We start from the raw sequence: 19,094 nt of genomic DNA, 5'->3' as shown, positions 1-19,094 counted from the left end.
GAATGGCGGGCTCGTAGCTCCACGTCGTCAGCGTGCGGAGGACGCCGTCCTCCAGGCCCGACAGCCCCTGGAGCGACTTGCGGTGGGTGACGTTGCCCTCGGCAAGGACTCAGGCAAGTCACCGGGAGCGGGCGCCTCATCCGGAGGCGCCCGCTGGCAAGGTCAGTGGCGGGTTTCCTTGGGCGCGCTGAACGCGAGCAGGAAATCGATGAGCAGCCGCGTGCCGTAGCCCGTCGCCCCCTTGGAGCGCCAGCCCTTGTCGCTCTCGACTCGCGACGTCCCCGCCATGTCGATGTGCGCCCAGGGGATGCCGTTGACGAACTCCTCCAGGAACAGGCCCGCGGTGATTTGACCCGCGTTCACCCCACCGATGTTCTTGAGGTCGGCGACCTCCGAATCGAGCTCCGAGCGCAGGCGCTTGTCGAGCGGGAACTGCCACACCGTCTCGTCGGACTTCTCGGCCGCCGCGCGCACCTGGTCGACGATGCCCTGGTGGTTGCCCATGACTCCGGCGTTGTCGTTGCCCAGCGCGCGCTCGCAGGCGCCGGTGAGCGTGGCGATGTCGAGGATGGCGTCGGGGGGCGGCTGCTCCTCCGTCGCGAGGACAAGGCCATCCATCATCACCAGCCGGCCCTCGGCGTCGGTGTTCAGGACTTCAATCGTCTTCCCTCCCCGGGCCGTGAGGACGTCGCCCAGCCGCATCGCCTTGCCGCCCGGCATGTTGTCCGTGCACATGAGGTACCCGGTGACGGCGGACCTGGCGCCGAGCGAGGACAGGGTCGACATGGCGGCCAGGATGGCTCCCGCGCCGGACATGTCTGTCTTCATCGCGGCGTGGACCAGATCATTCGGCTTCAGCCCAAGGCCTCCCGAGTCATACATGATGCCCTTGCCAATCAGCGAGACGCGGCCGACGGGCTCCAGGGCCTTCCCGCGCGCGTCCTTGGGCCGGTAGGAGAGCTTGATGAGGCGTGGAGGCTCCGCGCTCCCGGCATTCACGCCGAGCATGCCGCCGCAGCCCATCTTGGCGAGGGCCTTCTCGTCGAAGACCTCGATGTCCAGCCCCGACGACGCCGCCACCACACGAGCAATCTCCTCGACGCGGCGGGCGGTGAGGAGCGTGGCCGGCGCGTTGGCCAGATCCCGAGCCAGCTCAGCCGCCCGCGCCGTGATTCGACCGCGCTCCACGCCGCGCTTCACCTCTTCGATGGGCAGCGACGACGACAGGAGGGTGAGGCCCTCGAGCGCGGGCTCCTGCTGGGACGTGCGCTTGAGCGGGCGATAGCGGTAGCGCGCCAGGAGGATGCCCTCGACGACCGCCTGCGCGGCGACGTCCGGCGCGATGCCGCCGAGCTCCGGCAGGGTGAAGCCGAGGTGGACGTAGTGGCCCGCCGCCCGTGCGAAGGCCGCGGCGGCGTTCCGGAGGGACGCCAGGTCGCTGTCCGCCTTCTCCCCGATGCCGACGACGACGAACGCGGGACCCTCCGAGCGCGGAATGACGAGGGACTGGCCGACCTTGCCCTCGAAGCCAGCCGCCTTGAGCTGGGCCCGGCTGAGCCCCAGCTCACGAGGGACTTCACCCTCGACTCCAACGGGGATGCCCAGGACTCCCGCCTCCTTGGGCGGAGTCCGTGAGACCTGAAGCTTCGTCGCCTCGAGCTCCTCCACGGAGGGAGCGGGATGGAAGTCAGACACGGCTTCCGCATGGAACGTGGGAAACGTCATCGTCATGGCTGTGTCCTCGGGCGCTGTGCCAGCAGGGCGCCGACTGTCGAACTCGCGAAAATGTAGTCACGGACGTTCGGACCCCAACACCGCATGCCCAGGCCGAGCCCTTCAGCGACTGGCCGCCAGGGAGCGTCCTGCCTCAGGTGTCGGGGCTGGAGCTGAACAGGCTCAATCCGAGTCGCCGCGACAAGAACCGCGCGACGCGCTGACCCTTGATGCTGTTGCCCGCGGAGTCGAGCCGAGGAGCGAAGGTGCCCAAACCGCCCTTGCCTGGCGCGACGGCGACGATGCCGCCAGCGATGCCGCTTTTGCCGGGCATGCCCACGTCGTAGAGCCAGTCTCCCGACGTCTCATACATCCCCGCCGTGGCCATCACCGCGAGCGCGTGGTGGCAGACCTCCTCGTCCACCACCCGAAGCCGTGTCACGGGATTGACGCCGCCGTCCGCCAGGGTGGCTCCCATCACCGCCAGGTCCCTGGCCGTCACCGCCAGCGAGCACTGACGGGTGTAGAGCTCCGTCGTCAGGGGCGGCGGTGTCTCCAGCCGGCCAAGGCCGTGCAACAGCCAGGCGAGCCCCTGGTTGCGGTGGTGCGTCTTGGTCGCGGAGTCATACACCTCCTCGTCGAGCACCAGCCGCCTGCCAGCGAAGCTCGACAACCCCTCCTGGATGAATCGCCACCGGGCGTCAGGACTTTCGCCCGGGACAAGGCTCGTCGTCGCGAGTGCTCCCGAGTTCACCATGGGGTTGGTGCGTCCATCCGGGCTCTGGTCGATGGCCATGGCCGAATTGAACGGCAGGCCGGTGGCGTTGACGCCCAGCTTGCGCCGCGCCGTCTCCGGGCCCAACGCCTGACAGACGAGCGCGAAGACGAAGGGCTTGGAGACGCTCATGAGCGTGAAGGGGTGGTCCACGTCTCCCGCGCCGTGGCTGCTTCCGTTGATGCCCGCCACGCACACGCCGAAGAGCTGGGGTTCCACCCTCGCCAGCGCGGGGTAGACCTCCGAGCACTGGCCTTCCGTGTTGTCGCGAAAGCGTCGGTGCGCTTCGGCGACCAGCTCCCGGACCTGCTCGGGGGAGGGGAGGTGTCCGGTGGAGATGAAGGCCGCCTCGTCTGCCGTGCCCATGCGTGGCGGCCCTCCGGTCCGGAGTGGGGAGGCGAGGCGTTGCTCGCCTCGTCGCTCGAGCGGCCCGTATCGCGACCAGGGCCCTCGATGGGAGGGTTCGGTCGCGATGCGGTGGTGTCAATGCCACGGGCCCTGCTACTGCGCCTCCAGCATCAGGAAGCTGAAGTCCGCCGTCCCGCTGCCGCTCGCCTTGGGGGCGCCGGAGTGGCAGCCGATGCAGGACGCGCTCGACTGGATGAAGGTCTCCATCGTGGTGTTGGCGAGCACCGGCGGCGTCCCCTTGGGCGCGCCACCCGTGGCCCACTGGGTGCTGATGAGCTGGTAGTTCGCCCAGACGGAGCCCTTGAGCAGTCCCCGGTAGTACGCGTTCAGGGTCGGGTCGGCCTGGATGGGCGTGGCGCGAGTCACCTGCACCGGCGCATTGAGCGGCCCGCCGTCCGGGGCCAGCTCCGTGTAGGGCTGGCTCGCCGTCTGCTTGTTGGGCTGGCAGTTCGGGCAGTGCGCGTTGAAGAAGGAGGACGTCGTGTTGTCCACCTGCTCGAAGGTGGACCAGAACCACGTCGACTGGGTGTCTGTCTTGTGGATGATGTGCATGCCCACCAGGCCCACGGTGACGGGGTTGGTCCCGGGGCTCGGGGCGCCGGAGTCGTTGTTGAAGACCCACGCCTTGCGCGTGTAGAAGCGCTTGCCGGAGACCTCCTGCGCGGACAACACCTTCCACGCCGCCTTGACCTCCATGGCGCCCACCGGACCGCACGGCTGACCATTGCAGGGCCCCGGGTTCTGGGTGGGGCCGGTGGGGAAGGAGATGGTGGCCTTCGTCTGCCCCGCCGCGTTCCAGAGGTTGTTGGTGATGAGGTAGTTGTACTCGTCCTCGTTGAGGCGCTTCTCGTAGCGCACGAACCGGCCATTCTGGTCCGTCAGCGGCCCGCCGATGGCCTGCTCGATGTCTGGAAATCGCTCGGTGATGGCGGCCGAGGCCTTGGAGTCACTCACCAGGAACTTGTCCACGTTCGCGTCGAGGGCCGCGAGGCGATTGGGTTCGGTCAACTGCGTCAGCCGCCGCAGCTTCGCCTCCATGGCCGAGGGCGTGCTGAACGTGCACCAGGCGCCGGGCTTGGTGCCTGGCTTCACGAAGATGTCGGAGTCCTCCGGGTAGGTCTCCCAGACGGTGGGCCCCTGGCCACTGAGGATGCTGACCTGTGTATTCGGCGCGCACGTCGTCGTGGTCGCCGGCCAGTTGAGCGCGATGAACGTGTTCCAGGAGTAGACGTCCACGTCGGACTGGAACTCGCCTTCGCGGGGGCAGGCATCTACTGGCACCACGGACAGCGCGGGGGTGATGGAGGTGGCGCACGTCGAGCCCGCGCAGGGAGAGCTCGGGTTGCAACCTTGCGGAAGCGCCTGGGCCTCCGGGCTGTCCGTCGAGCCCACCGGAGCGGGAGACGTGGTGGCACAGGCGACGATGACGGCTCCGGCGAGGACACCGCCCACCGTCAAACGACGCAGGAGAGTGTGAGAGACGCTCATGGACGACCCAGGGGTTGGAGGGGACGACGGGGCTGCCTCCCGTGCAAGGCCAGGGCCCCTGGTCGCGAGTGGTGGCAACCACCTGAAAAGAGAATGACATCGCGCCGGGTCCGCCTTTCCATGCTTGTGGCGCGGACGCAGGCGCTTGTGTTCACTACGCAGCGGGGCTTTCGCGCGGCCGGGTGGGCCCTTGATGATGCGGGCATGTCCCGCCGCCATGTACTCTCCACCGCGCTGCTGCTCTTGCTGTCCACGTTCCTGATGGGCGCCGCGCCCGCGCCGGTGACGCTCCGGTGGAAGGTTCCGCCGGAGTCGATGGGCTACGAGTACACGACGGCGAACGCGGACCCGAAGGGAAGCACGATGCGCGTGGACCTCTCCAGCCTCAAGCTGAAGGGCGTCCCCGCGAGCAAGCGCCGCCAGATTTTCGAGCTCCGCCAGCCGACGCAGTCCGCCATGGTGTTGGTGCTCACGCCGAAGCCCTCGGGCGATGTGGCCGCCAAGGTGGTGGTGACGCGGATGGACATGCCCAAGGTGAAGGGCGCATCCAAGCAGGAGCAGGCGATGGCGAAGGCGATGAAGGCCATGGAGGGCACGGTGCAGCTTCGCGCGAGCCTGACGCCTTCGGGGCTGGTGACGAGCGACCTCAAGCGAGAGCAGCGCAACCTGGTGGCCTTCATGGTGGAGCTGCCGTCGAAGCCCGTTTCAGTCGGGGACGTGTGGACCCACAGCGCGGACCTGTTGAAGATGGGCGCCAGTTGGCAGGGCGAGCACGAGGTCCTCAACCGCGTGGAGCTGGTGGCGCTGGAGCACGAGGCCGCGGGCCGCACGGTGGCCGTCATCGACTTCACCCTCGCGGAGCGCCACGACGGCAAGTTCGCGCACCCCGAGCCGGACAAGTCGATACCCGGGATGATGGAGTTCTCCTACGTGGCGCGCGGCGAGTTCCTCGTCGAAGAAGGACGCTGGCGGCGCCTCGCGGGGCAGATGTCCACGGTCTCCAAGGGCGTGATGACGACGAACTCCGTGCAGCACTTCGTCCTGACTCCCCTGGCGCCCATTCCGCCCGCCGTCCTCGCCGTCGAGTGACGCGTACCGCGTGCCAGGATTTCTGCCGTGCAGCTTGTCGAGATGCTTGTGAGGCGCCGTGTCCCTGGGCGGGGTTCTCACCACCCGGGGGCGGCGCGAGGGTCATTACCCACTCCGTGGGCAGGTGAGAGGCGTTGGCCTAGAATCCGGGGCTCTCCTCGCTGAAGGTAGGCCCGCTCCTGGATCTGGCAACACTCAACAAGCTGCTCACGGTCGGCGTGCAGAATGGCGCATCGGACATCCACTTCCGCCCGGGTGACCCGCCCATCTACCGGGTGAACGGCGCGTTGCGGCCCTTGAAGATGGACAAGCTCCTCGCGGACCACACCAAGCAGGTGGCGTTCCACGTCGTCTCGGACCCCTCCATCAAGAAGCAGCTGGACACGATTCAGGAGTGCGATGCGTCCTACAGCCTGCCGGGCGTCGCGCGCTTCCGCGTCAACATCTACCGTCAGCGGGGCTCGCTGGCGTGCATCCTGCGCATCATCCCGGATGAAATCCCTACCATCGACGGACTGGGTCTGCCGAAGGTGCTCAAGACGATTGCGAGCAACGAGCGCGGGCTGGTGCTGGTGACGGGCGCCACCGGCTCCGGGAAGAGCTCCACGCTGGCGTCGATGATTGACCACATCAACCGCTCGGAGAACCTGCACATCCTCACCATCGAGGACCCCATCGAGTTCATCTACAAGAACATCAAGTCATCCATCTCCCAGCGAGAGATTGGCTCGGACACGAACAACTTCGCGGTGGCGCTCCGAGGGGCGCTGCGCCAGGACCCGGACGTCATCCTGGTGGGCGAGATGCGCGACACGGAGACCATCGACATCGCCCTCAAGGCGGCGGAGACGGGCCACCTGGTGCTCTCCACGGTGCACACGACGGATGCCTCGCGCACCATCAACCGCCTGGTGTCGGTGTTCCCCGCAGAGGAACAGACGATGGTGCGCATGCGCCTGGCGGACTGTCTGAAGGCCACGGTGTCCCAGCGGCTGCTACCCCGGGCCAGCGGCAAGGGCCGCACGGTGGCGCTGGAAATCATGGTGCAGACCAAGACGGTGGAGCAGTACATCCGGGATGACCGCGCCAGCGAGCTGAAGGACGTCATCGAGAAGGGCCGCGACATGTTCGGCATGCAGTCCTTCGACCAGCACCTGACGCAGCTCTACCGCGAGGGGCTCATCACCCTGGAGACCGCCCAGAGCGCCGCCTCCAATCCCGCCGACTTCCAGCGGGCGCTCGAGTTCGACTGAGCGTGTCCACGGCGCATGCGGGGGGCCGCACGCGCCGGTGTGTCTCATCGAGGCGCGTCTCGTCAGAAGAGGAAGTCGGTGGTGAGGAAGTCCGACTCCCGTCGGGTCAGGATGGATTGGACGAGCGTGGTGTTGGCGGGCGTCGTCTTCGTGGCGACGAGCGTGCGGATGGAGAACACGCGCAGCGCATCCGCGACGGACAGCGTGCCCTCGGCGGAGTCCTTCCGCCCGTTGAAGGGGAAGGTGTCGGGGCCGCGCTGGCACTGGCAGTTGAGGTTGATGCGGCCGACCTGGTTGGAGAACGCGTCGATGAAGCGGCCGATGCGCGCCGAGTCCTGGCCGAAGAGGCTGAGCTGCTGGCCGAACTGGGAGTTCACCACCAGCCGCACCACCTCCTCGTCCTCGTCGAACACCATCACCGGGACGACGGGGCCGAACTGCTCCTCGCTCGCCAGCCGCATGTCCTGCGTCACCGGGTACACCACCGTGGGCGCGTAGAACGAGTGCGCCGACTGGCCCCCCGTCGCGTTCACCACGCGCGCGCCCTTGGACACCGCGTCATTCACGAGGCCCTGGAGGTAGTCCGCCTTGCCCGGCTCCGGCAGGGGCGTGACGGAGACGCCCGGCTCCCACGGCATGCCGGGCTTGAGCTGGTCCACCGCGGCGGTGAACTTCTTCAGGAAGGCGTCGACGATGCTCCGGTGCACCACCAGCAGCTTGAGCGCCGTGCACCGCTGGCCGTTGAAGGACAGCGTGCCGGTGATGCACTCCTTCACCGCCTCATCCAGGTTCGCGTCCGGGAGGATGATGGCCGGGTTCTTCGCGTCCAGGCCCAGCACGGACTTCAGGCGGTGGGGCCGGGGGTGCATCTTCTTCAGCTCGCTGGCGCCCTTGTTGGTGCCGATGAAGGCGAAGAGGTCCACCTGGCCGCTCTCCATCAGCGCGCCCACCGTCTCGCGGCCCTTGCCGTAGATGATGTTGATGACGCCGGGCGGGAAGCAGTCGCGGAACGACTCCAAGAGGGGCCGGATGAGCAGCACGCCGAACTTCGCCGGCTTGAAGACCACCGTGTTGCCCATCAGCAGCGCGGGGAAGAGCGTGCTGAACGTCTCGTTGAGCGGGTAGTTGTAGGGCCCCATGCACAGCGCCACGCCCATGGGGGCCCGGCGAATCTGCGCCATGATGCCCTGCTCCTGCACGAAGCGGGACGAGGTCCGGTCCAGCTCCTTCAGCGAGCGGATGGTCTCCACGATGAGGTCGATGGTGCGGTCGAACTCCTTCTCGGAGTCCGGCTGCGTCTTGCCAATCTCCCACATCAGGAGGTTCACCACCGCCGTGCGCTGCGCGCGCATCGCCACCACGAAGCGTTCGACAGCCTCGATTCGCTCGGCGACCTTCATGGTGGGCCAGACGCCCCGGCCCAAGTCGTACGCCTTCACGGCCGCCGCGAGCGCGTCCAGCGACTCGCGGGAGGTCAACAGCGGCGTGGCGCCCATCACCTTCTGCTTCAGGCCCTCGGCCGTCTTCACGAAGACGGGGCTGCGCACGGGACTGAGGTCTCCCGCCCAGGTCCTCAGCTCACCGCCGACGAGGTATTCGCGCTGCTCCAGATAGGCGGGGAGACGCACGCCGGAGGGAATCTGCTCGTCGGTCGGGAAGAGGTCAGCGAGTGCCGTCATGGGGGCCCTTTTTAACGGACCCCTCGCGGACTGGCACGCCTTCCGGTGTCCCTAGAAGTAGGACTGGAGGCCCCCCCGACGCCGGACGTCCAGCGTGGCGCAGTGGAACGAGCCGCCGAAGGAGTTGAAGTTCCGGAAGTCGCAGAGCAGTGGTTTGAAGCCCCACTTCTTGAAGGCGGCGATCATCGGCTCGTCCTGGCGCTCCACCACGACGCGCTCCTCGTCGAGCATGAGGATGTTCATGTTGAGCCACTTGCTCGTCATGTAGAGCGTGTGCTCGGCGGGGATGCTGGGCGTGGGCGCGCGGAAGACGTCCCAGCCCTTGAACAGCTCCGGCACCTTCGTCACGCGCTCCGGGTTGATGAGCAGCTTGCCGGGGGCGAGCGGCACCAGCGTGGCGTCGATGTGCATGGGATGCGGGTCATCGAACTCGAAGACGTGGATGCGGTACTCCGGGCCCAGGTGGCGGCGCAGCCACTCGATGCCGAAGTCGTTGGTGACGTTGCTGCGCTGGGCGAAGATGTCTCGGCCACACCGCATGAAGTCCGCGGCGTCGAAGGTGGGCTCGAACTCGGTGATGACCGAGCGGAACGGGCCGCCGTCGTGGGCCTCCGTCCAGTCATAGTCATACAGCTCGTCGCGCAGCTCCGGCTTGGGCCCCGCGCTCCAGCGGGCGCCGCCCCGGAAGTACTCCTTGAGCAGCGGCCGGTACGAGGTCGTCTCGTGGTAGCGCGAGCGCCACGCCATGGGGCACTCGATGAGGTCATCGCCCACCACCAGCAACACGTCCCGGGGCATGGCCGCGTACAGGCCGGTGCTCGTCCAGCCCGGCGCGCCGAAGGGCTTGAGCTGGTCCACCGCCACCGGCCGGCGCACCTTCACGCCCTCGGCCTCCAGGAGCTGCACCAGCCCGTCCAGCTCCCGCTTCGCGGCGGCGATGCGCTCGGCGGGGAAGGGCTGGCCGGCGTGCTTGCGGAAGAAGTCGTGCTGGTCCTCGGGCAGCGTCGCCTTCAGGGCGATGTGGGAGGGCGGGACGGTGGCGCCGTCCACGATGCCGACAATCACTTCTTCCAGGGGGTCCCACTCGTTGAACGAGCTGACGGGGCAGACGGAGGTGTCGGGAGTGTTCATGGCGCGGGCTCGAGGAGAATCAGGCGGGGGCGGTGAAGCGCAGTGTCTCACGGCAGTGTATCAAGGCCTGGAGGAGGTGCTCCACGTCCTCGTCATCCAGGTCCGCGCGCATGGCCAGCCGCAGCACCTCGCGCCCCACGGGCATCAGCGGGGCCTGGAAGACGGAGATGATGAAGCCCTCGCGCCGCATGAACTCCAGCACCTGGGTGCCCACCCGCGCGTTGCGCAGGGGAATGGCGAGGATGGGCGTGTCGGTGTGGCTCACCAGCTCGAAGTCCGCCTGCTCCAGCCGCTCGCGCACCCGCCTTGACACGCGGCGCACCTGTTCGCGGCGGCGCTCGCCGTGCTCTCCGGCCACCAGGTCCAGCACCTTCACCGTCGCGGCCGCCACCCACGGGGCGATGGGCGCGGAGAAGACGTGCTGCGGACTGCAGAACTTCAGGAGGCGGGCCAGCCCCGTGTCGCGCATCACCACGTAGCCGCCCGGCTGGCAGAAGACCTTGGTGAGCGTGCCCATCAGCATCAGCCGCTCCCGGTAGCGCTCGAAGTCCTTCACCTTGGCGGTGATGCCGCGTCCCTGGGGACCCAGCGCGCCCACCGCGTGCGCCTCGTCCGCGTAGAGCATGCAGTCGTAGGACTCCGCCAGCCGGCACAGCGTGGCCATGTCGAACTCGCGGCCCGTGGCGGACTCCACCGTGTCCGTGAGGATGATGCGCACCGCCCGGTCCCCGTGCGACTCCAGTGACTGGCGCAGCAGCAACTCCAGATGCTCCGCGTCGCCGGTGCGGTACGTGTACGCCGCGCAGGCCTCCGGCTGGAGCTTGCGCGCGAAGCGGATGCCATGCCGCGCGGAGAAGTGCAGGTCTCCGTCCATGAAGAAGAGCGTGGGCACATCCGCGGTGGCGCGCATGGGCGCGACGTCCTCGTGCAGCCGGATGAAGTGGCTGCGCGTCCTCAGTCCCAGCGCCTCCATGACGGAGAAGTTGGTGCCGTAGCCGGCGCTGAACGTCAACGCCGCGCCCCCACCCAGGTGGTAGCGCGACAGCGCCTCCTCCAGCGCGTGCGTCTGCTCCATCTGGATGATGGCCTCGCTGCCAGGGATGCCGCAGTCGTGCTGCGTCAGGCTTTCCACCATCAACTGCTTCACCCGGGGGTCCGAGCCCAGTGCCAGGTAATCCAGACCCGACAGGTCCACCGCGCGCCCATCTCTCAGGTCCAGGTGCTTGCCGCCGAAAGGGCCCCGCGTCCGGTGACGCGGCTCGAACATGGCGACGTCCTCCGCTCCCTTCCGAAAGGCAGCGCCTTCGCCCTGGAGAATCTGGATGGTTCCCATGTGTATATTTCCGCCGGATGTGTTTGTTCTGTAGGAATTGACAAAACAGTAGTGGATAGAGAGGCTTTGCGCTACCGGCTCCGAGCGGGGGTGAATGTGAGTGAATCGGCTGACAACGGCATGCAGCCGCTGCTGGACGCGTTGCGGCGCAAAGGCAGCTACAACGTGCTGGCGGAAGAGGTGGATGCGCTGATTCCCGAGGCGATGCTGCGGGAAGACCAGGCTCGACACACCGCGTATCTGGATGCGCGGGGCATCCGTCAGGAGCAGAAGCCCATTCCCTTCCTGGGATTGCCGTATGTGCTGACGCAGGCGGCCTTCGAGCGGATGACGCAGCGGTTCCAGCAGCTCTTTGGCGTGCTGGAGCGCGTCATCGATTTGTACCTGGAGGACCCGGCGGTGCGGGAGTTCTTCCGGTTCGAGTCCCGGCACGAGCGGCTCATCCGGATGGGAGCGGCATATCGGCCTCGCATCCAGTACTGCCGCTATGACTTCACGCTGGCGCCAGACGGCACGCCGCGCATCTACGAGCTCAACACCCATGCGCCCGCGGCGGCGACATACGCCTTCCACTTCGGACAAACGCTGGCGAGAAGCCAGACGCTGGCGCGGCTTCGGGAGCTGGGGCTGCGGCCCCTCCAGGCGCCGCTGGAGAAGCCAGGGGCGTTCGCCCGGGCCATGCTGGCCTCGGCGGAGCAGTCCGGTTACTTGCGAAGCCACCGCAACGTGGCGGTGCTCAACAGCCGCTACCTGACGATGACCACGGAGCTGGACTCCATCGCGGAGCAGTTCCGCATGGAGGGCTGCACCGCGGTGCGCGGCCACGTGGAGGACCTGCGCTTCGAGGGCGGCCGGCTGACGCTGGAGGGCGTGCCGGTGTCGCTGGTGTACAACAAGTACGACGACTCCCGGGGGCCGGAGGCGTACGAGTGTGCCTTCAGCCGCACCACCGCGGAGGTCCAGGCGTACCTGGACGCCTATCAGGCGGGGGCGATGCTCGCGGTCAACTCCTTCCCGAGCATGTACCTGACGGAGCAGAAGAGCACGCTGGCCTTCCTGTGGAACCCGCTCCTGCGCAAGCACCTGGGGAAGGAGGAGCTGGCGCTGCTGGAGGAGATTGTTCCGCGCACGCGGCTGGTGCGGCACCTGAGCGCGGCGGAGCTGGTGGAGGTCATCGCGAAGCGCGAGCGGTACGTGCTCAAGCGCTCGCTGGACACGCGGGGCCGCAGCGTCGTCATCGGCCAGGGCGCGGAGGCGGACGCCTGGGCGCGGCTGGTGGCCGACGCGCGCCTGGAACCCGCGGGGGATGACTATGTCGTCCAGGAGCTGGCGCTCGCCGAGCCGAGCGTCACCCGGCGCCTGGAGGGTGCCACTCCCACGCGCGTCTTCACGTCCCTGGCGTGCTTCCTCTTCCGGGGCGAGCCCTCCGGTCTCATCGTCCGCACCTCGGTGGAGGAGACGACGAACGTGGGCCGGCGCGGCTTCATGCAGCCCCCCTTGCTCATCGAGGATGTCCCATGGACCCCGTCCTCCAGCCGTTGACGGTGGCGCCGGGCGTCGACGCGCGCGCGTTGCTGGACGCGTACCGCGCCCGGCTGGGGAGGACGGCCTGGGCGCGCGAGACGCCGGACACGCTGGTGGCGCCGGTGTGGTCCTCGGCCTCGTCGGTGGCGCGCTTCGAGGCGCGGCTGGTGGCGCTCTTCCGCGCGCACTGCAAGGTGCTCCATGCGTTGCTGGTGGGGACCTCCCAGGGCGGGCCGTGGGAGGAGTACGTGCGCTTGCAGCGCGGTGGGGGCGCGAAGTCCCTGGACTGGCCGGTGTTGGGCGAGGACGTCGCGCTGGAGCCGTCGCTGCTCTTGTCGGACGAGGCCGCCCGGCTGCTCTTCGGTCGTCCGGACATCGTGCTGGGGGCGGACGGTCCCAAGGTGGTGGAGACGAACTTCGACACCGCGATTGGGGGGCAGGAGCGGCCCGACGATATCTGGAGGATGGCGGCGGAGCTGTTCACGCCGTCCCCGGACTTCCTGGCGACGGGGCGTCCCCTGGCGGGGATGCGGGACTACTTCACGGAGCTGGCGGAGGGTTCGCCGTGTCAGGTCCATTGGCCCATGAAGAACGACGACACGGTTCGCGGGGAGCTGGCGCCGCTCATCGCCACGCTCAACGACAACCCTCACGGCGTCGAGCACCGGGTCCACTACGCGGGGGACCCGTTGGCGCCGCTGCGCACGGATGTGCCGTCGTGGCTGCATCGGGCCTGCTCCATCTATTCGGTGAACCGGGACAGGGAGCGGTTCGCCGTGCTGCTGGCGCACCTGGTGCCGGTGGTGCGCGGCTGCACCGTGCCGCTGATGCTGTCGCTCTTGGAGTCCAAGCTGTTCATGGCGTGGCTGAGCGACTCCGCCGCCCGGCCCGCGACGCTGACGGCGGAGGAGCATGGCGCGGTGGACACGCTGGTGCCGTGGACGCGGGTGCTGACGCTGCTGGATGGAGACGCGCGGGAGCGGGTGCTGCGCAACCGGGGCGACTTCATCCTGAAGAAGACGGACTCGCACCAGGCGAAGGATGTCTTCTTCGGCTGCAACCTCTCCCAGGACGAGTGGTCGTCGCTGCTGGAGTCCCGGGGGCGGAGGTCCGGGGACGGCGGCGCGGCTCCCGAGGAGCTGTGGATCCTCCAGGAGCGCGTCCGGCCGCGAGAGTTCCACCTGCTGGAGTACACCGACGCGGGGCCCGTGGAGCGGCGCACGGGCCTGTCATGCTGCCCCTACCTCATGGGCGGCAGGCTGCGGGGGCTGGAGACCTGGGTGACGCCCTTCACGCCCAGCCTGGAGATGATTCGCCGCATGCACTTCGTGGCGCACTTCATCCGGCGCGAGGCCTGAGGTCAGGGCCTGTCGATTCCCGAACGCCGCTTCGAGGAGGGCATCCTGGTTGGCTGGCCGCATGAGCCCCTGGGGAGGCGATGCGTAGAGTTGTCCTGTGCTCGCGTCGGAAGGTCCAGGTGGGCGACGGGGTTCGTGTGGGGGAAGGCGGGAGGGTGTCCTGATGGGGCGCCCATCGAGGCGCAAGGCCGCTCGCCAGTCGGTCAGGAAGGAGCCGCGCGTTGGTGCAGGAGGGGGAAGCTTCCGCGGGTCGGATGGGAGACTTGCTGCTCGGTCTGGAGCGCGAGCTGAGGGCCCGCTATGCGCTCCGGCTGGAGCGGGAGCGCGGACCGCAGGGCCTCGCCGAGAGCAGGCTGGTGGACCTGGTCCCCGTGCTCCTGGACGCCTTGGGCCGAGCGCTCCAGGAGGCGCGGGTTCCTCCCGCTCCCCGCGTGCTCCAGGACCTGCGCGCCAGGCAGGCGGAGCGTTGGCGTGCCCGCCAGGACTCGGACACGGGCCTGCTCACGCGGGAGTACGCCCTGTTCCACGATTGCCTGCTGGAGCTGCTCGATGAGGTCGGGGCGGACGTGTCCCTCCGCGAGCTGCGAATCCTGGGCGCGGTGCTGGCGGAGGCCGCGGTGGACGCGGTGAGCCGGCACTCGGTGACGGTCCGGACGCGCGAGGACGAGTCGTGGCTCCAGGCCATCATCGACCAGGCGCCCCCCGTCATCTTCGCGAAGGACGCACAGGGCCGCTTCGTCCTCGTCAACCGGAGCTTCGAGGAGGCGATGGGGTTGCCGCGCTCGGCCATCCTCGGGAGGACGGACTATGAGCTCCTTCCCGCTTCGGTGGCGGAGCGCAACCGCGAGAACGACGAGCGGGTGCGTGAGACTCATGCGCCCTTGATGGCGGACGAGCAGGTTCCGGGGGTGAAGGGCCTGCGCACGTGGTTCGCCATGAAGTTCCCCCTGCCCGGCGCGCAGGGGGAGGGCCCCATCGTCTGCGGCATCTCCACCGATATCACCGACATCCGCCGCACGAACGCGGCCCGGGACTTCCTGCTGGAAGCGGGGAGGGTGCTGTCGGGCTCGCTGGAGCTGGAGGCCACCCTCCGGAGCCTCGCGGGCCTGGTGGTGACGCACCTGTCCGACTACTGCATGGTCGATCTGCTGGACGGGGAGGGGCAGCTCGTCCGGCTGGAGGCGGCCGCGAAGGACCCGTCGCGCCGGGAGCTGATTCGACGCATCATGCCCTTCGCCCCGCGCGTGGATGGCGACACGCCCATGGCCCGGGCGCTGGCGAGGGCCGAGTCCGTCGCCGTGCCGCAGGCGACGCCGGAGTGGTTGGACACGGTGGCGAGCAACGCGGCACACCGCGCGCTGCTGAAGGAACTGGAGCCCCGGTCGTCCGCCCTGGTCCCGCTGGTGTCACGCGGGCGCGTGCTGGGCCTCATCAACCTGGTGTGGACCCAGCCTCACGAGCCCGCGGAGATGGAGGCGCTGGTGGAGCTGGCGCGCGGCGCGGCGGACCGCGCGGCGGTGGCCATCGAGAACGCGCGGCTGTACCGGGAGGCGCGCGAGGCGGTGCGGGTGCGCGAGGACGTCGTGGCCATCGTGAGCCATGACCTGCGCAATCCCCTCAATGCCATCCTCCTGACGGCCGCCGCGCTGCTCCGACGCGCCGGGCTGTCCGAGGACGGAGTGAAGGGAATCGACCGCATCCGCGATGCGACCCAGCGGGCCACGCGGATGATTCGCGACCTGCTGGACTTCACCCAGGCGCGGGTCAGCGAGAGCATCCCCATCCGGCCCCGTCCCATGGACCTGCATGCGCTGACAAGGCAGGTCGTGGACGAGGTGTTGCTCATGTATCCCCACCGGCACGTCCAACTGGACCTGCGGGGAGACGGTCATCTGGAGGCGGACGAGGACCGGCTGGCGCAGGTGGTGACCAACCTGGTGGGCAACGCGCTTCAGCACAGCGAGCCGGGCTCCCGTGTGCGGGTGGTGCTCCGCGAGGACGAGGGGGGCATGTGCCTGGAGGTCCACAACCAGGGCGCTCCCATTCCCGCGTCGCTGCAGTCCACCCTCTTCGAGCCCTACCGTCGCGGCCCCGAGGCGCGCAGGGGCAGGGGCAGCATCGGCCTGGGGCTCTACATCTCCCGGCTGATTGTCCTGGGCCATGGCGGCAGCATCGACGTGTCCTCATCCGAGGAGGGCACCCGCTTCAACGTGTGGCTGCCGCGCAGGCCAGCGCATTGAATGCGCGAGGTCCTGAAGCAGTCATCCGCGCGCGCCTGCGAGGCGGCTGTCATTCGCGTGGCGCCCGTGACGCGCGGGGAGATGGCTCCCCGCGCGCCCGGTTTTCAGCGACTCAGGCCATCAGCGACTCAGGCCATCAAGGGTAGGAGATGGACTCGATGAAGGACGGGTGGCCCGGGTGGCACGCGGCCTCCGCGTCGGCAGCGACGATGGTGCCGCGCAGGACGCGGCTCGGCTGGCCCGGCCGCTTCACCGTGAGGGTGTAGGGCACCGGGCTGTCGTCGCCGTGCTTCGTCTCGAAGCTCGTGGTCCTCAGGCAGACGTCATAGGTGCCACGCTGGGGTGCCGCGTCCTCGCCGCCCGCCGCCCGCGCGCCGGTGAGGCCGGCCTCGTAGCTGACGAACTCGCCGGAGGGCGTCCGGATGATGAGCTGGGTGTCCTGCTCCTGCTCCCAGGTGGCGGTGAGCTGGAACGGCGCGATGCTGCCTCCGCAGGCGCCCGACGTGCAGGTCTTCCCGCTGGCGCAGGTGTTGCCGCAGCAGCCGCAGTTGGACTCGTCCGTGTTCGCATCCACGCACAGCCCCCCGCATTTGACCTGCGGCGGCGGGCAGCTCCCGGGCACGCAGTCGAAGCCGCCGGGCTGGTTCACGCACCGCTGGCCAGGGGTGCAGGTGTTCGTCCCGTTGGTGCACTCGTTGATGTCATTGCACGTCTTGCCATTGCCCGAGTAACCCGCCTTGCACGTGCAGGTGAAGCTGCCCCGGGTGTTGGTGCAAGTGGCGTTGACGGAGCACTGCGCGGTGCCGTTGGTGCACTCGTTGATGTCGTCGCACGTCCGGCCATTGCCCGTGTAGCCGCCCTTGCAGGCACAGGTGTAGCTGCCCTGCGTGTTGCTGCAGGTGGCATTGACGGAGCACTGTGACGTGCCGTTGGTGCACTCGTTGACGTCCGTGCACGTCCTGCCATCGCCCGAGTAACCCGCCTTGCACGCACAGGTGTAGCTGCCCTGCGTGTTGGAGCAGGTGGCGTTGGTGGAGCATTGCGAGGTGCCGTTGGTGCACTCGTTGACGTCCGTGCATGTCCTGCCGTTGCCCGAGTAACCCGTCTTGCAGGAGCAGTTGTAGCTGCCCTGCGTGTTGCTGCAGTTGGCGTTGGGGGAGCACTGCGAGGTGCCGTTGGTGCACTCGTTGACGTCGTTGCATGTCCTGCCGTTGCCCGAGTAGCCCGCCTTGCAGACACAGGTGTAGCTGCCCGGCGTGTTGGTGCAGGTGGCGTTGGGGGAGCACTGCGAGGTGCCGTTGGTGCACTCGTTGACGTCGGTGCAGACGCTGGGCTGGCCTTGGCAGGCGTAGCCCGGCTCCACCTGACAGGTGGCGCTACAGCCGTCGCCCCCCGCGCGGCCGCCGTCGTCACATCCCTCGCCCGTCGTCACCCTGCCGTCGCCGCAGAGGGGCCCCGTCGCCTCCACCGCGTCCACCTGGTAGATGGCGGCCAGCCCGCCCCGCAGCTTCACGTAGCGATACGGCGTGGCATTCGTGTAGGGGACCAGGGCCGTATAGGTGCCGAGCCCCAGCTCCACCAGCCGCACCTGCCCCGTGGTGATGAGCGACATGTCGGCGCGCAGGAACTCCACCTGCGCCACCACCGCAATCGTCAGTCCGCGGTAGTAGATGCGCAGCGGGCCGCTGCCTTCCTCTCCTTCACCCATGTCCAGGTTCAGCGAGCCGCCCAGCGCCGCGATGAAGCTGGCGACCTGACCATCCGGCGCGCCCACGGCATTGTTCGGGTTGAGGACCGCGATGACACCGCCCGGTGCCACCGCGTCCGCGTAGGGGTCCACCGCGAACTCGGAGACCTCGTCCGCCGGGTCCTTCTCCAGCTTCTCCGTCACTTCCTCTTCGGTGGGGGCGGGTGTCTCGGAATTGATTCCACAGGCACCCAGGACGGTAGCCAAACAGACAGCGCTCAAGACGCGCCACGGCGCGGCCCTTCGATTGAACTCCATGTTTCGCTCCATTCCATGCAACAGGCCGACAGCCCCCGAGGCCGGTTTGGCCTGTCGGAGAGCTGTCGGAATCCATGGAATGCACGGAGTACTTGTTCCGCTCCCGCGTCGTGTTTCAGGGCGGGAGGGGACGTGCGCCAATCGACAGGAAAGGAGTTGGGTATCGAGTGAGCGCGTCGCACGTGACACCGGGGCGCCCCTGGAGGCACGCCCGGGTGTCGGGGCTGCGGGCCGCGTTGCGGGCGACGTCGCGCTACTGCTTCTTGCGCCAGGCGCGCAGCTCCACCTTCTTCGTCGCGCCCACCTCGTCCAGCCGCTCCTGCCAGCGCTTGCGGTAGGGCCGCAGGGCGGTGGCGACCGCGCGCGCGACGACGAGGTTGCGGTACCACTTCGCATCCGAGGGGACGATGGTCCACGGCGCGGTCTTCGTCGACGTGCGCGCGAAGACGTCATGGTAGGCGCGGGTGTAGTCCGCCCAGTGGCGTCGGTCCTCCCAGTCTCCGGCGCTGATCTTCCAGGCCTTGCGCGGCTCCTCCTCCCGGGCCAGCAGGCGCTGCTCCTGTTCCTTCTGGCTGATGTGGAGGAAGAACTTCAGGACGATGGTGCCGTGCTCGGAGAGCATCTCCTCGAAGTCGCGGATGTGCCCGTAGCGCTCCTTCCAGAGCGAGCGGGGCGCCAGGTCATGGACGCGCACGGCGAGCACGTCCTCGTAGTGGGAGCGGTTGAAGATGGCGAACTCGCCCTGCCGGGGCGTGTGGCGGTGGATGCGCCAGAGGAAGTCGTGCTCGCTCTCCTCCGTGCTGGGCGCGGCGAAGGAGGCGACGCTGACACCGCGGGGATTGAGGCTGCCCACCACGTGTTTGATGGTGCCGTCCTTGCCCGCCGTGTCGCGGCCTTGCAGGACGATGAGCACGGAGTTCATGCGCGCGCCCCAGAGCAGGTCCTGGAGGTCGAACAGCTCTTCGCCGAGCGCGTCGAACTCCGTCTTCGCGTCGGCCTTGAGGGCCTTCTTCGGCGGCGTCGTGGGGATGTTCTCCAACCGCACCCGGGCTCCCTGACTCGCGCTGGTGATGTGTAGCATGGCTTCCTTTCCGTCAG

13 protein-coding genes are annotated in these 19,094 nt (G+C 68.5%); 5 read left to right on the top strand and 8 right to left on the bottom strand.

All coding sequences use genetic code 11. From position 1 onward, the window contains the following. Positions 1-162: 162 nt before the first annotated feature. From HUW62_RS14950 to HUW62_RS14940, 3 genes are all read right to left on the bottom strand, one after another. Positions 163-1,731 (bottom strand): leucyl aminopeptidase, encoded by a 1,569-nt coding sequence (locus HUW62_RS14950; RefSeq protein ID WP_255203442.1) that lies wholly within the window; start codon positions 1,729-1,731, stop codon positions 163-165. A 136-nt stretch (positions 1,732-1,867) separates the two neighbouring features. After that, the gene (glsA, locus tag HUW62_RS14945; protein ID WP_176434840.1) at positions 1,868-2,854 is read right to left on the bottom strand and encodes a glutaminase A; all 987 of its coding nucleotides are present in this window, start codon (positions 2,852-2,854) and stop codon (positions 1,868-1,870) included. Positions 2,855-2,989: 135 nt separating this feature from the next. Then, entirely contained in the window at positions 2,990-4,384 is a 1,395-nt protein-coding gene (locus tag HUW62_RS14940; RefSeq protein WP_176434839.1) for a hypothetical protein, read from the bottom strand. A 204-nt stretch (positions 4,385-4,588) separates the two neighbouring features. Between HUW62_RS14940 and HUW62_RS14935 the strand changes: the two genes are divergently transcribed. Continuing rightward, a complete protein-coding gene (locus HUW62_RS14935) occupies positions 4,589-5,473 on the top strand; it encodes a hypothetical protein (RefSeq protein WP_176434838.1) in 885 nt (294 codons plus the stop codon). Between the two features lie 179 nt (positions 5,474-5,652). Then, positions 5,653-6,726, top strand: coding sequence for a type IV pilus twitching motility protein PilT (locus HUW62_RS14930; RefSeq protein WP_338041945.1), 1,074 nt, complete (start codon positions 5,653-5,655; stop codon positions 6,724-6,726). Between the two features lie 62 nt (positions 6,727-6,788). On the opposite strand, the gene HUW62_RS14925 is transcribed toward HUW62_RS14930, so the two are convergent. Genes HUW62_RS14925 through HUW62_RS14915 form a run of 3 tightly spaced genes read right to left on the bottom strand, consistent with a single transcriptional unit; the run spans position 6,789 to position 10,869 of the window. Next, the gene (locus tag HUW62_RS14925) at positions 6,789-8,405 is read right to left on the bottom strand and encodes an NADP-dependent glyceraldehyde-3-phosphate dehydrogenase (protein ID WP_176434837.1); all 1,617 of its coding nucleotides are present in this window, start codon (positions 8,403-8,405) and stop codon (positions 6,789-6,791) included. A 51-nt stretch (positions 8,406-8,456) separates the two neighbouring features. Further along, complete coding sequence (locus HUW62_RS14920) at positions 8,457-9,536, bottom strand: amidinotransferase (RefSeq protein ID WP_163867526.1); 1,080 nt, start codon at positions 9,534-9,536, stop codon at positions 8,457-8,459. Positions 9,537-9,555: 19 nt separating this feature from the next. Next, positions 9,556-10,869 (bottom strand): aminotransferase class I/II-fold pyridoxal phosphate-dependent enzyme, encoded by a 1,314-nt coding sequence (locus tag HUW62_RS14915; protein ID WP_176434836.1) that lies wholly within the window; start codon positions 10,867-10,869, stop codon positions 9,556-9,558. Positions 10,870-10,965: 96 nt separating this feature from the next. On the opposite strand from HUW62_RS14915, the gene HUW62_RS14910 reads away from it, so the two are divergent. The 3 genes from HUW62_RS14910 to HUW62_RS14900 all read left to right on the top strand — a co-directional run bounded on the left by HUW62_RS14910 (position 10,966) and on the right by HUW62_RS14900 (position 15,991). Next, complete coding sequence (locus HUW62_RS14910; protein WP_176434835.1) at positions 10,966-12,411, top strand: circularly permuted type 2 ATP-grasp protein; 1,446 nt, start codon at positions 10,966-10,968, stop codon at positions 12,409-12,411. Then, positions 12,387-13,751: a hypothetical protein gene (locus HUW62_RS14905; RefSeq protein ID WP_176434834.1), complete on the top strand. Its 1,365-nt coding sequence runs from the start codon at positions 12,387-12,389 to the stop codon at positions 13,749-13,751. Before HUW62_RS14910 ends, HUW62_RS14905 begins: the two co-directional genes overlap by 25 nt. A 254-nt stretch (positions 13,752-14,005) precedes the next feature. Then, a complete protein-coding gene (locus tag HUW62_RS14900) occupies positions 14,006-15,991 on the top strand; it encodes an ATP-binding protein (protein WP_176434833.1) in 1,986 nt (661 codons plus the stop codon). Positions 15,992-16,127: 136 nt separating this feature from the next. On the opposite strand, the gene HUW62_RS14895 is transcribed toward HUW62_RS14900, so the two are convergent. Beyond that, positions 16,128-17,945 carry an EGF domain-containing protein gene (locus HUW62_RS14895; protein WP_176434832.1) on the bottom strand — a complete coding sequence of 606 codons (1,818 nt, stop codon included), beginning with the start codon at positions 17,943-17,945 and terminating at the stop codon, positions 16,128-16,130. 304 nt (positions 17,946-18,249) lie between these two features. Then, positions 18,250-19,077 carry a polyphosphate kinase 2 family protein gene (locus HUW62_RS14890; protein WP_163867532.1) on the bottom strand — a complete coding sequence of 276 codons (828 nt, stop codon included), beginning with the start codon at positions 19,075-19,077 and terminating at the stop codon, positions 18,250-18,252. Positions 19,078-19,094: the final 17 nt, after the last annotated feature.

It is taken from the genome of Myxococcus sp. AM011 (genome assembly GCF_013372595.1).
GTDB lineage: Bacteria > Myxococcota > Myxococcia > Myxococcales > Myxococcaceae > Myxococcus > Myxococcus eversor.
This window is presented reverse-complemented; position numbering and strand designations above follow the sequence as displayed.